The 12,477-nt window shown below is 65.7% G+C and carries 10 protein-coding genes and 1 pseudogene; 4 read left to right on the top strand and 7 right to left on the bottom strand.

Annotated features, from left to right (window positions below):
- The first annotated feature begins 47 nt into the window (after positions 1-47).
- The 4 genes and pseudogenes from OCX61_RS10750 to OCX61_RS27330 all read left to right on the top strand — a co-directional run bounded on the left by OCX61_RS10750 (position 48) and on the right by OCX61_RS27330 (position 5,225).
- Positions 48-1,292, top strand: coding sequence for an OprD family outer membrane porin (locus tag OCX61_RS10750; RefSeq protein ID WP_261943757.1), 1,245 nt, complete (start codon positions 48-50; stop codon positions 1,290-1,292).
- Positions 1,293-1,314: 22 nt separating this feature from the next.
- Positions 1,315-2,613: an MFS transporter gene (locus OCX61_RS10745; protein ID WP_261943756.1), complete on the top strand. Its 1,299-nt coding sequence runs from the start codon at positions 1,315-1,317 to the stop codon at positions 2,611-2,613.
- Positions 2,614-3,092: 479 nt separating this feature from the next.
- Positions 3,093-4,319: pseudogene (locus tag OCX61_RS27335) on the top strand (cache domain-containing protein); the annotation flags it as partial.
- A gap of 150 nt (positions 4,320-4,469) precedes the next feature.
- Complete coding sequence (locus OCX61_RS27330) at positions 4,470-5,225, top strand: methyl-accepting chemotaxis protein (protein WP_400811531.1); 756 nt, start codon at positions 4,470-4,472, stop codon at positions 5,223-5,225.
- Here OCX61_RS27330 and OCX61_RS10735 read toward each other — a convergent pair.
- The 7 genes from OCX61_RS10735 to OCX61_RS10705 all read right to left on the bottom strand — a co-directional run bounded on the left by OCX61_RS10735 (position 5,187) and on the right by OCX61_RS10705 (position 12,422).
- Positions 5,187-6,203 carry a 3-hydroxybutyryl-CoA dehydrogenase gene (locus OCX61_RS10735; protein ID WP_261943754.1) on the bottom strand — a complete coding sequence of 339 codons (1,017 nt, stop codon included), beginning with the start codon at positions 6,201-6,203 and terminating at the stop codon, positions 5,187-5,189. The two genes, OCX61_RS27330 and OCX61_RS10735, sit on opposite strands and share 39 nt — an antisense overlap.
- The gene (locus OCX61_RS10730; RefSeq protein ID WP_261943753.1) at positions 6,200-7,300 is read right to left on the bottom strand and encodes an NAD/NADP-dependent octopine/nopaline dehydrogenase family protein; all 1,101 of its coding nucleotides are present in this window, start codon (positions 7,298-7,300) and stop codon (positions 6,200-6,202) included. The genes OCX61_RS10735 and OCX61_RS10730 overlap by 4 nt, the downstream gene beginning before the upstream one ends.
- A gap of 97 nt (positions 7,301-7,397) precedes the next feature.
- Positions 7,398-8,252, bottom strand: a complete 855-nt coding sequence (locus OCX61_RS10725; protein WP_261943752.1) for a helix-turn-helix transcriptional regulator — start codon at positions 8,250-8,252, stop codon at positions 7,398-7,400.
- Between the two features lies 1 nt (position 8,253).
- Positions 8,254-9,612 (bottom strand): spinster family MFS transporter, encoded by a 1,359-nt coding sequence (locus OCX61_RS10720; RefSeq protein WP_261943751.1) that lies wholly within the window; start codon positions 9,610-9,612, stop codon positions 8,254-8,256.
- 260 nt (positions 9,613-9,872) lie between these two features.
- Positions 9,873-10,808, bottom strand: a complete 936-nt coding sequence (catA, locus tag OCX61_RS10715; protein WP_261943750.1) for a catechol 1,2-dioxygenase — start codon at positions 10,806-10,808, stop codon at positions 9,873-9,875.
- A 51-nt stretch (positions 10,809-10,859) separates the two neighbouring features.
- Positions 10,860-11,150 (bottom strand): muconolactone Delta-isomerase, encoded by a 291-nt coding sequence (catC, locus tag OCX61_RS10710; protein WP_003256111.1) that lies wholly within the window; start codon positions 11,148-11,150, stop codon positions 10,860-10,862.
- Between the two features lie 150 nt (positions 11,151-11,300).
- Entirely contained in the window at positions 11,301-12,422 is a 1,122-nt protein-coding gene (locus OCX61_RS10705) for a muconate cycloisomerase family protein (protein ID WP_261943749.1), read from the bottom strand.
- Positions 12,423-12,477 lie beyond the last annotated feature (55 nt).

Below are 12,477 nucleotides of genomic sequence, written 5' to 3'. Positions count from 1 at the left end.
CTTTGTACTGATCACATTTCCAGGATTACGCTTTCCAGGATTACCCCATGGATCTCAAATGGCCGTTGCGTGCGAAATCGTTGTGCTTGTGTGTGGGCACCGTGTTACCCCTGACCAGCTTCGCCGATGTGGTGGATGACAGCCACCTGTCGCTGAACTTCCGTAACCTCTACCTGAACCGTAATTTCACCAATTCCAGTGCGCCGGTATCCAAGGTCGGCAACTGGTCGCAGGGCTTCGACCTGCAGTTCGAGTCCGGCTACACCGACACCCCGTTGGCCGTTGGCCTTGATCTCAATGGCCAGTATGCCTTTCGCCTGGACTCCACCGGCAACGACGGCTCGCTGCCGTTCAGCCAGCATCGCCAACAGGCCGCCGATGACTACAGCCGCGGCGGCGCGACGCTGAAGCTCAAGTACGCCAAGACCCAGGTGAAGATCGGTGACCAGAAGCCGTTCTACCCGGTCGCCTCCAACGACCCCAGCCGCCAGCTCGACACCATTTACCAAGGTGCGGTGATCGAATCGCGCGACATCGACAACCTGACCCTGGTGGGCGGGCGCTTCTGGTCGATCGTCACCCGCGAGTCGTCCAACCACGAGCGCCTGTACCGTTATGGCACCAACGATAGCCTGGACAGCGATGGCCTGGACTTCGCCGGTGCCACCTACAACTTCACCCCAGACCTGCAGGGCAGCTACTTCCACGGCGTGCTCAACGACATCTACAAGCAGGACTACGGCGGCATCAAGCACACCCTGAAGTTCGCCGACGGCTACCAGCTGAAAACCGACATCGGTTACTTCAACAACCGTGAAGACGGCGCCGCGCGCAGCGGCCCGGTGGACAACCGCGCCTACTTCGGCCTGGTGACCCTGGAAAAGAGCGGCCACATGGTCGGCGCCAGCTACCAGCGCATGACCGGCGACACGGTGTTCCCGACCCTGAACGGCTACGTGCCGCAACTGTGGCTGCCGAACTGGGCGAGCATCCCCTTCATCCGCCCGGACGAACGCAGCTGGTCGGTGCGCTACGGCTACAACTTCGTCGCCATGGGCATACCCGGCCTCAAGCTGTTCACCCGCTACATCAAAGGCACCGACGTCGATCGCGGCCCGGGCCTTGCACGCGACCAGGAAAGCGAGCGCGACATCATGCTCAGCTACGTGGTCCAGAGCGGCCCGCTCAAGGACCTGTCGTTCGACCTGAAGAACATGCGTACCCAGCAGAAGTACGGCAACGACTACACCGAGTACCGCCTGATCACTTCCTACACCTGGAAGTTCTGGTAAGTGGCCCGCATGGAGATGGCTCATGACTAACCTCAACACCAGCATCACCCGCGATACCGACCCTCGCACCATGCGCCGCATCGTCATCGCCTCGGTGCTGGGCAACGCCCTGGAATGGTACGACTTCTTCCTTTACGGCACGGCCGCGGCGCTGATCTTCGCCCCGTTGTTCTTCCCCGCCGGCACCGACCCGGTGCTCGGCACCCTGGCCTCGTTCGCAGGTTTTGCCGTGGGCTTTCTCGCCCGCCCGCTGGGCGGCCTGATCTTCGGCCACATCGGCGACAAGGCCGGGCGCAAGAAGGCCCTGGTCATGACTCTGGCGATCATGGGCGCAGCGACCTTCGCCATGGGCCTTTTGCCCACCTTCGAACAGGCCGGCTACCTGGCACCGGCGTGCCTGGTGATCCTGCGCGTGCTGCAAGGGGTGGCCTCGGGCGGTGAATGGGGTGGCGGCGTGCTGCTGCTCAGCGAAAACGCACCGAAGGATCGCGTCGGTTTCTATGCGGCCTGGAGCCAGCTGGGCGTGTCCGGTGGCTTCGTGCTGTCGGCGGCGGCCTTCTACCTGGTGCAGATGCTGCCCCATGAAGACATGATGAGCTGGGGCTGGCGCGTGCCGTTCCTGGCCAGCATCCTGATCTTTGGCGTCGGCGTGTACATTCGCCGGCGCCTGCCGGAGAGCAAGGCCTTCGTCGAGGAACAGGCGCAAGCGGACAAGCCTGAGCACATGCCGGCCATGGAAGTGCTGCGCAAGCACCCCAAGGCGGTGCTGCAGGCCATGGGCATCCGCATCGCCGAGAACGGCAGCGCCTACCTGTTCCTGGCGTTCACCATCGCCTACGCCAAGTTCACCGGGCTGGATACGCAGCTGGTGCTGGCCAGCGTGATGGTGGCGATGATCGTCGAGGCCGGCACCATCGTGTTCTGGGGCTGGCTGTCGGACATCATCGGCCGGCGCGTGGTGTATGCCATCGGCTCGGTCGGTTTGATGGTGCTGGCGTTTCCGTTCTTCTGGATGCTCGATACCCATTCGCCGGTGTGGGTGTACCTGGCGGCGTTGCTGGGCATGGCTTTCTGTCATGGCGCGATGATCGGCACCCAGCCGGCGCTGATGGGTGAGCTGTTCCCGCCCAAGGTGCGGTATTCCGGGTTGGCCATGGGGCATGAAATCGCCTCGATCTTCTCCGGAGGGTTGGCGCCCTTGGCAGCGACGGCGTTGTTCAGCCTGTACAAGGATGCCTGGCCGGTGTCGGTTATGCTGGTGGTGATGGGGGCCATTACCACCCTGGCGGTGATCTCCATCAAGCCACAGGCCAAGGCCTAGATTTGCTCGGTTTTTGCCCGGGCCTTTCCGTGCGGGGAGGGTTCGGGTTTTTTATTGGAGTGCATGCCTTGAGGGTTGCAGTGCCTGGTAGATCGAGCGCCGCCCGCGCGGCGCATCGCGAGCTTCGCTCGCTCCTACGTTTGTTTCGGGCCGATCAGTCCTGGGGGATTTGCGCGCGAACGCCTTGGCGCATGGCGCGATATCGCGTCGTACCAACAAGGCGGCCGCGCGCGCCTGTCACAGGCGTTACTGGCCAGAAACAAACGTAGGAGCGAGCGAAGCTCGCGATGCGCCGCGCGGGCGGCGCTCGATATCAAAAACACCACAACCCTCAAGACAAGCGCCCTCAACCCCAATCAAATTGCCGCCCCGTGCCAACCTCTTGCCCCTGCCTGCCAATCCACCCTCAAGCCATTCCGCCCTGCGCCAAGCCCCGGTAGCCTGCCGCGAGCCCTACTCGCGTCGCGGAAAACAACAACATGACCAACGCCTTGAGCATCCACAACAAGATCACCCTGCTCGCCAGCTTGTGCCTGGCTGCCGTCGTCGTGCTCCTCACCGCACTGGCCCTGGCCCAGCGCCAAAGCAGCGAAGACCAGGTCGGCAGCAGCGCCAGCGCCATGCTGCTGGCCGCCGCGCGCAACAACCTGCGTGCCGAAGGCCAGGCCCAGGCACTGCAGATCCAGCAGGGCTTCGCTCACGCCTACACCTTTGCCGAAGGCGTCGGCCGCCAGGTCATGCACCTGCGCCAGCGCGCAGGCATGCCCGCTGCCGAACTGCGCCGCGACCTCACCCAGGTGCTGCGCGATGCCCTGGCCGGGCGCCCGGAACTGTTGGGGCTGTTCATCACCTTCGAGGCCAATGCTTTGGACGGCCACGACGCCGACTTCCCCGGCCGGCTGGACCTTGGCAGCAACGACCAGGGCCGCTTCGCCCTGTACTGGCTGCAACCTGGCCCCGGCCAGCTGCAGGCAGTACCGGGCGACGAGAAGATGCTGGCCGACACCTCGCCCGGCCCCAGCGGCGCGCCGTTCAATGCGTTTTTCAGCTGCTCGCGCGCCAGCGCCAAGCCTTGCCTGCTCGAACCCTATGTCGACAGCTCCAGCGGCACCGCGCGGCTGGTCACCAGCCTGACCCTGCCCCTGATCGACCAGGGCCGCGTGGTTGCAGTGATCGGCCTGGACATCGACCTGGCGACCCTGCAACGTGATGCCGAAAAAGCCGCCGCAGCGCTGTACGATGGCCAAGGCGATATCGCCATCGTCAGCACCGCCGGGCTGCTGGCCGGTGACAGCAGCCACCCCGAACGCCTCGGTACGCTGCTCAAGGCACGCCACCCCGCACAAGCCGCTGCCATGCTCGGCGCCACAGCTGCAGGCCATACTCAGGCGTTCGAGGATGCCAGGCACATGCGCATGCTGGTGCCGATCCAGCCCCTGCCTGAAGCCAGCCCCTGGGCCGTGCTGGTCGGTGTCGGCAAGGACGTGCTCGGCGCGCCGGTCACCGCCCTGCAGGAACAGATGCGCACCCAGCGCCTGCGCAGCCTGGCCCTGCAGATCGGTCTTGGCCTGGGCATCGCACTGCTGGGCGTGGCGATGATGTGGCTGACCGCGCGCAGTGTCAGCCGCCCGCTGCTGCGGGTCGCCTACCTGCTGGAAGACATCGCCGAAGGCGAAGGTGACCTGACCCGCCGCCTGGCCTACCCCGGCAAGGATGAACTGGGCCGCCTGAGCCGCGCCTTCGACCGCTTCCTGGAGCGCCTGCAACCGGTGATCGCCCAGGTCCAGGGCGGTGTGCGCGATACCCGCGACACCGCCGACCAGTCGGCGCGCATCGCCAGCCAGACCAGCGCGGGCATGCAGCAGCAGTTCCGCGAAATCGAACAGATGGCCACCGCCTTGCACGAAATGTCTGCCACTGCCCAGGCCGCAGCCCACAGTGCTGCGCAAGCTGCCGAGGCGGCGCGCCATGCCGACCAGGCCACCGGCGCCGGTGTGCAGGTGATCGAAAGCACCACCCAGGGCATCCAGGCCCTGGCCACGGGCATGAGTGACGGGATGCAGCGCCTGAATGCCCTGGCCGCGAGCAGCGAGCAGATCGGTGCGGTGATGGGTGTGATCCTGTCGATTGCCCGGCAGACCAACCTGCTCGCGCTCAATGCGGCCATCGAAGCAGCCCGCGCCGGTGACGCCGGCCGCGGGTTTGCCGTGGTCGCCGACGAGGTGCGCGGGCTGGCCCAGCGCACCCAGGCCTCGGTGGAAGAAATTGGCGCGATCATCGACAACCTGCGCAACGGCACCCACGAGGTGACCGGCGCCATGCAGCACAGCTACCAGCAGGCCCAGGCCAATGCCGAGCAAGCACGCCAGGCCCTGCAGGCGCTGGCGCAGATTCGTCAGGCGGTCAGCGTGATCACCGACATGAACGTGCAGATCGCCTGCGCCGCCGAACAGCAGAGCAGCGTGGCCGAAGAGGTCAACCGCAACGTCGAGGCGGTGCGCGATGTCACCGCCTCGTTGTCCGGCCAGGCCGAGCGCTCGGCGGGGATCAGCCAGCAGTTGAACGACCTGGCGTCAGAGCAGCAAGGGCTGATCGAGCGCTTCAAGGCCTGAGGCAAAGCGCGGCGCCAGCCCGGCCTGGTGCAGGCGCTGCACCAGGTTCGCCAGGCGCGCGTGGCGGTAGGCATCGAGGTCGGTATCGCGGTAGTCGTAGAACCCCACGCCATCGCGCAGGCCGTTGCGCCCGCTGGCCATGTTCTCCAGCACCGAAGGGGGCGCCTGGTAGCGCTCGCCCAGGTGGCGGCTGAGGTAGCTTGATGCATGGTGCAGGATGTCACCACCGCCCCAGTCGATGAATTCCAGCAGGCCCAGTACCGAGAAGCGCAGGCCAAAACCGGTACGTACGGCCAGGTCGATCTGCTCGGCGCTGGCCACCCCCTCCTCGACCATGCGCGCCGCCTCGTTCATCACCAGCGCCTGCAGGCGCGGCACGATGAAACCAGGGGTGGCGTTGCACAGCACCGGTACCTTGCCGATGCCCTGCAAGGTGGCCAGTAACTCGGCAACCACCGCGTCGCAGGTTGCAGCGCTGCGAGAGACTTCCACCAGCGGCATCAAGTGTGCCGGGTTGAGCCAGTGTGCGTTGACCATGCGCCCAGGCGCGCTGACCATGGCGGCCAGCTCGGTGACCAGGAAGGTCGAGGTGGTCGAGGCGATGATCGCGTCCGCGGCCACATGCCGGTCGATCCAGGCAAAGGTCTCGCGCTTGGCTTCGAGCACTTCGGGCACCGCTTCGAACACCAGCCGGCAACCTTGCAGCGCCTGGCCGCCCTCCTCCAGTGTCAGCAGTTGAACCCGCGACAACAATCGCTCGGCCTGCTGCGCGCCGATCATCTCGAGGGCCACCAGGCTCTGCGCCTCGACGGCAAGATTACGCCTGAGCGCCTCAAAGTAGCTGGCCTGGGCTTGCGCCTGCCGCGCCTTCAGGTCGATCAGGCTGACATGGACGCCGGCCTGGGCGAAGGCCAGGACGATGCCCTCGCCCATCCGCCCGGCACCGACCACGGCGATGCGCTGTAATGGCCCGTTCATGGCGCAACACCGTTACGCAGCAAGGCCGCCATCTGTTCACGGTCGAGCTCGGCCAGGCCGAGGTTTTCCAGGGTGCGGCCTTCGCCATACAGGTCACGCCCGGTCACCGCCGAGGCCAAGGCCAGCAAGCCCTGAGCCACCGGCGTCGGCACGCCGGCCCAGCGCCCGACCGAGACCAGCAGCGACAGCCCCAGGCGGGTGTCTTCGAGCATGTAGCGGTGCTGCTGCAGGTCGATCTTCTCGCGCCAGTCACCGCTGTCGGTGAGCTTGCCATGGGCACCACGGCCGTACATCCACTCATCGCCTTGGTCAGAGTTGTAGTGGTCGGCCAAGGGGAAGTGCGGTGCCGGGTAGCCCAGCGCCTCGCGCACGCGCATGCGTTCGGCGTCCAGTGCATTGGTCACTCGGCGGATCGAAGGCTGGGTGCCTTCGTTGTGGATGTCCCACGACGCGAAATGCTCCAGCGGCCCGGCATTCATCAGGATCAGCGGCGGGTGAATGACCGGCCCGGCGTTCATCAAGGCACCACTCAGGGCATCTTCGATCGGCTCGACGCTGGGATAGGCCTCGCGCAGCACGCTGAAGGCATGCGCCGACAGGCGGCTGGGCAGCACGCCAGTCGGCAGGCGCGTGGCGTAGGCACTGATCACCAGCTGGTCGGCGCCGTGCTTGCGCACCAGGTACGGCAAGGTCCCGGTTTCGGCGAAGGCCACCTCGGCAGGGTTGCCACAGTCGCGCATGGCCTTGGCAAACAGGTAGCTGCCGAAGGTGCCTGGCGGCAGGAACACCACCTGGCCGGCACTGAGCAGCGGCGCGACTTCAGCAGCCAGGGCTGCGTGACTGGTTGCCGGCAAGGGGATGATCACCAGGTCCGCGCCCTGCAGTGCTGCTGCCAGGTCGGTGACCAGTTGCAGGTTGTCGCCAAGGGCCAGCTGGCGGGTGCCGCGGTAATCGCGCACGCTGACGCTGCCAATCGCCTGCAGTGCCTGCAGGGCCGCAGCGTCGCGCCGCCACAAGCGGGTGGCATGGCCGCGCTCGGCCATCTCGACAGCCGCTGCATAGCAGCCGTGGCCGCCGCCAAGAACAGTGATTTGCATGGGTGGAACTCCGCGTGGGTAAGGTAGGCCGATGCTAGCCATCACGCGTTTGGCCGGCGCTGCGGATCGCGCAGGCAGGCTACCGATTGCGCAGCTTTCAGCCCCTGAGCGTGGCGGAGGGCAGGCAACCGAAGCGCTGCCGGTACTGCTGGGTGAAATGCGCGGGGCTGTTGATGCCGAAATGCAGCAGTACCTCGGTCACGCTCCCCTCGCCTCGCTGCAATGCCGTGTGCACCGCCTGCAGGCGCCGGTCGCGGATGTACTCGACCGGCGTCTGCCCGAGGAACTGGCGAAAGCCATTCTGTAGCGTGCGTACCGAAACGCCACTGAGCGCACACAGGGTGGCCAGCGCCAGCGGCTGGTCCAGGTTTGCCTCGATGTGCTCGCGGGCCCGGCGCACATGGCTGGGCAACGGGGCACCTGTCGGTTGCAGCAGCGCAACGGAATAGTTGTGTGGCAACTGGGTCAGCAGCAGTTGCACCAGGTGATCCACCAGACCCTGGCGCAACGGCGCCAGGCTCAGTTGCAGGGCGAACAGCCGGCACAGGTAATCCAGTGTCAGGCCCAGCGCATGGACACCTGGGTGGTCGGCCGCCAGTGGCACGTCGAACGCCAGCGGCTGCCTCAGGCTGCGTCCCAGCAATTGCTGCAGGGGCAGCACGGCCGCATGCTCGCGGCCGTGGCTGACTTCGCACTGCCCCTGCAGGGTGGTGCGGAACAGGTACTGCGCGCCTGTGCCCTCCAGGCTGACTTCCACCGGCGCGTCGTAGTGCAACTGCAGCAGCCGCACGCCGGCAAACTCCACGCCGCTGACCTGCAACTGCGGCGCAACATCGTCCAGCACCCGCAGCCGATGCGGGCAGAGGTAGCGGGCCAGCTGCACCTGCATCTGGGCCACATCCTGCGAGTGAAACAGCGGAAAGCGCTCCAGCAACTGGATGTCCGCCAGCATCTCAGGCCTCGGCCGGGTGTTCGCGGCGCATGCTGTCACGGAAGCATTTGCAGCCTCTGGCCAGCAGCACGATGGCCAGCAATGAGGCAGCGAAGCTGACGATCGACATCGACGAACCGACCGCTGCCGGGGCGCCAAAGTAGCGGTCGGTGATCAGTGCCACCAGCGTGGTGCCCAGGCCCAGTCCGAGCAGGTTGCTGATCAGCAGGAACACCGCCGACACCTGGGCGCGCACCTGGTTGGGCGAGAGGATCTGCATGGCGGCCGTGGAAGCCGGCATCGGGAACGAGGCGAAGAACATCGCCGGCACCAGCAAGGTCACCGACAGCCACAGCTGGTCGACCTGCGAGTACAGCACCGCCGGCACGATCATGCCCAGCGCGCCGATCACCCCGGTGCGCATGGCCGCATCACTGCGCCCACGCTTGGCCAGGTGGTCGGTGAGCCAGCCGCCGAACACCACGCCGGTGGTGTTGGCCAGCAGCAGGATGGTGCCGAGCATGAAACCGGCCTGCTCGGGGCTCATGCCGAACTTGCGGATGTACAGCGCCGGGGTCCAGCTCATCATGCAGAACAGCGCCATGGCGTAGAACGAGAAGCCCAGGTAATGGCAGCCGAAGGTCGCCCGGTGGCGGCCGATGAAGCGCAGGCCATCGCTGAGGCGGACCTTGCGGACATTACCGTCGGCGTCCAGTTGCGCGCCCTTGCGCTGCGGGTTGCGCACGGTCAGCCAGACCAGCAGGCCGACGATCACCCCGGGCAGGCCGACAATGAAGAACGCCAGTTGCCAGGCTTTCATCGCGCCTAGGAAGGCCACTTCGATGGTTTGCGCGTCCTTGAGCAGGGTGATCACGTAGCCGCCGACCAGGAAGGCGAAGCCACCACCGACGAACGAGCCGATCGAGTAGATACCCACCGCGCGGCCGAGTTTCTCCTTGGGGAACAGGTCGCTGAACATCGAGTAGGCCGAAGGTGACAGGGCCGCCTCGCCAACCCCGACGCCGATGCGTGCCAGGAACATCTGGGTGAAGTTCTTGCTCAGGCCGCAGGCGGCGGTGGCGAAGCTCCAGAAGATCACCCCCACGGCGATGATGCGCGGGCGCGAGAAACGGTCGGCCAGGTAGGCGATGGGCATGCCCATGAAGGCGTAGAACAGCGAGAACGCCAGGCCGTGCAGCAGGCTGAACTGGGTGTCGCTCAACTGCAGGTCGGCTTTGATCGGCTCGATCATCAGGGCGAGGATCTGCCGGTCAACGAACGAGAAGATGTAGGCCACCATGCACAGGATGACCACGTACCATTCGTAGAGATAGCGCTTGTTGTGCTGCTTGAGGTGTTGCTCTTGAGTGAGGGTATTCATGCTCGCGAATTCCTGATGGGACAGCCTGGATAGGGATTACAAGGCAGTGACCTGTCAGTAACAGGCGAGCGCACGCAGGGCGGGATTACGCATGACCAGTGACCTTTATTGTTATTGGAATGGTGTATGGCGGTAGAGCATCTTCAGCTAGTACCGGCCTCATCGCCGGCAAGCCGGCTCCCACAGGCACAGCGCAGCCTTCTGGAGCTGCATCAATCCTGTGGGAGCTCGCTTGCCGGCGATGAGGCCGTCACAGGGACTCAGGCACTCTGCAGCGCGCGAGGCCGGTGGCTGCGTTCCTCGGCCTCTGGCGCCTTGGCGGTCTGCAGCCGGAAGTCGAACGACAGCTCGGCAAAGCGCTCGCCCTGCACGCCTCGGTCACGGGCCGCTGCGGCATCGTCGACAAAACGCAGGTCGCCGATCAGGCCGTCACGGGTGGCATAGGCAAAGTCATCCCACAGGTACTTGTCGCCGGCGAAGTTGATCTGCGTGGTCAGGTGACGGTGGCCCGGTGCCGAGATGAAGAAGTGCACGTGGGCCGGGCGCTGGCCGTGGCGGCCAAGCAGGTTCAGGCATTCCTGGGTCGGGCCCTGGGGATCGCAGCCATAACCCGACGGCACGATGGAGCGCGCACGGTAGCGGCCTTCGGCATCGGTGACGATGCGCCGGCGCAGGTTGTACTCGGACTGGGTGGAGTCGAAGTACGAGTAGGTGCCCTGGGTGTTGGCATGCCACAGGTCCACGGTGGCACCGGCCAGCGGTTGGCCGTCGGCATCGAACACCTGGCCCTGGAGGAACATCACCACGCCCGGATCGGTGCCGTCGTCCATGCGCGCCTCACCCACGGACAGCGGTGCACCGGCCACGTACAGCGGGCCTTCGATGGTGCGCGGGGTGCCGCCGGTCAAACCGACTTCGGCATCCTTGGCATCCTGCAGCAGGTCGAGGAAATGCTCGATGCCCAGGCCGGCCGCCAGCAGGCCCGCCTCGTTGCGCCCGCCCAGGCGGTTGAGGTAGTCGATGGCATGCCAGAACTCGTCCTCGCTGATTTCCAGGTCTTCGATCAGGCGCGCGGTGTCCTGCAACACGCGCAGGATGATCTGCTTGAAGCGCGGGTTGCCCTCGGTCTGGCCAAGGCCGGCCACTTGCTCGAAGAACGCCTGGATATCGGCAGTGTGGGAAATCTTCACGGTCATTTCTGCTTACCTCGAATTGTTCTTGTCAGGTAGTCGTGGTTCAACGGTGAATCAGCGGTCGTCGCTGTGGATCGACGACGGGTGGCGGCACAGGCCGTCGACCTCGATGTCCATGTACGGGAATAGCGGCAGCTGCATCAGCGTGTCGTGCAGCGCCTCGACGCTGGGTACGTCGAACACGCTGTAGTTGGCGTAGTGCCCGGCAATGCGCCACAGGTGGCGCCAGGTGCCCTCGCGCTGCAGGCGCTGGGCCAGTTCCTTCTCGTCGGCCTTCAGTTGCGCGGCCTTGGCCGGGTCCATGTCGACCGGCAGTTTCACGGTCATCTTCACGTGGAACAGCATGTTGTTTGCTCCTATCTTGCAAATGTCTAAAGGCTTACGCGGCCCCTGTGGGAGCGGGCTTGCCCGCGAACACGGGCGAAGCCCGTGCCATCCACCGCATTGCCTGCTTCGCGGGCAAGCCCGCTCCCACAGGTGGGGGTTGTGTGTTTTTCAGCGGCGGGCAAAGCGCGCCAGGCGTTGTTCGTCGAGGGTCAAACCCAGCCCCGGCGTACGCGGTACATGCAGCTGGAAGTCGCGGTACTGCGGCGGCTCGTTGACGATCTCTTCGGTCAGCAGCAGCGGCCCGAACAGTTCGGTGCCCCAGGTCAGCTGCCGCAGGGTGAGGAAGGCATGGGCCGAGGCCAGGGTGCCGATCGAGCCTTCGAGCATGGTCCCGCCGTACAGGGCGATGCCCGCCGCTTCGGCGATCTGCGCGGTGCGCAGCACGGCGCGCGGGCCGCCGTTCTTGGCGATCTTCAGGGCGAAGATGCTGGCAGCACCCTCGGCGGCCAGGCTGAAGGCGTCCTCGACGCTCTCGATGGATTCGTCGGCCATGATCGGCGCCGGGCTGCGTTGGTTCAGGCGCACCTGGCCGCCGCGGTTGATGCGCGAGATCGGCTGTTCGATCAGGTCGATGCCGTTGTCGCCGAGCACCTGGCAGGCGCGGATGGCTTGCGATTCGTCCCAGTACTGGTTGACGTCCACACGCACGCTGGCACGCTCGCCCAGCTCGCGCTTGATCGCCACCACGTGCTTCAGGTCCTGCTCCAGCGGGTTGGCGCCGATCTTCAGCTTGAATACCCGGTGCCGGCGGATGTCCAGCATGTGTTCGGCTTCGCCGATGTCGCGGGCGGTGTCGCCGCTGGCCAGGGTCCAGGCCACTTCCAGGCTGTCACGCACACGCCCGCCGAGCAGTTCGCTGACCGGCAGGCCGAGGCGCTTGCCCTGGGCGTCGAGCAAGGCGCTTTCGATGCCGGACTTGGCGAAGGTGTTGCCCTTGGCCAGCTTGTCGAGCTTGAGCATGGCGGCGTTGATGTTGTCCGCTGGCAGGCCGATCAGCGCGGGCGCCAGGTATGCGTCGATGTTGGCCTTGATGCCCTCGGGGCTTTCATAGCCGTAGGCCAGGCCGCCGATGGTGGTGGCCTCGCCGATGCCTTCGACGCCGTCGCTGCAGCGCAGGCGCAGCACCACCAGGGTTTGCTGCTGCATGGTGTGCATCGCCAGCTTGTGCGGGCGGATGGTCGGCAGGTCCACAATGATTGCGTCGATACGCTCGATCAGGGCGTTTGTCATGGTTCGAAAGTCTCGTCAAATCAGGCCGCGGGCTGCAAACCCGCCACTACAGTTA

Source organism: Pseudomonas sp. LRP2-20 (assembly GCF_024349685.1).
In the GTDB taxonomy this organism is placed as follows: domain Bacteria; phylum Pseudomonadota; class Gammaproteobacteria; order Pseudomonadales; family Pseudomonadaceae; genus Aquipseudomonas.
The sequence above is the reverse complement of the archived record's forward strand: the minus strand, read 5'-3'. Positions and strand labels throughout refer to the sequence as shown.

Bases quoted from the DNA above. Each gene is read 5' to 3' on its own strand.
- catA (WP_261943750.1), bottom strand. From the start codon at position 10,808: ATGACCGTGAAGATTTCCCACACTGCCGATATCCAGGCGTTCTTCGAG.
- OCX61_RS27330 (WP_400811531.1), top strand. From the start codon at position 4,470: ATGCAGCAGCAGTTCCGCGAAATCGAACAGATGGCCACCGCCTTGCAC.
- catC (WP_003256111.1), bottom strand. From the start codon at position 11,150: ATGCTGTTCCACGTGAAGATGACCGTGAAACTGCCGGTCGACATGGAC.
- OCX61_RS10745 (WP_261943756.1), top strand. From the start codon at position 1,315: ATGACTAACCTCAACACCAGCATCACCCGCGATACCGACCCTCGCACC.
- OCX61_RS10705 (WP_261943749.1), bottom strand. From the start codon at position 12,422: ATGACAAACGCCCTGATCGAGCGTATCGACGCAATCATTGTGGACCTG.
- OCX61_RS10750 (WP_261943757.1), top strand. From the start codon at position 48: ATGGATCTCAAATGGCCGTTGCGTGCGAAATCGTTGTGCTTGTGTGTG.
- OCX61_RS10730 (WP_261943753.1), bottom strand. From the start codon at position 7,300: ATGCAAATCACTGTTCTTGGCGGCGGCCACGGCTGCTATGCAGCGGCT.
- OCX61_RS10725 (WP_261943752.1), bottom strand. From the start codon at position 8,252: ATGCTGGCGGACATCCAGTTGCTGGAGCGCTTTCCGCTGTTTCACTCG.
- OCX61_RS10735 (WP_261943754.1), bottom strand. From the start codon at position 6,203: ATGAACGGGCCATTACAGCGCATCGCCGTGGTCGGTGCCGGGCGGATG.
- OCX61_RS10720 (WP_261943751.1), bottom strand. From the start codon at position 9,612: ATGAATACCCTCACTCAAGAGCAACACCTCAAGCAGCACAACAAGCGC.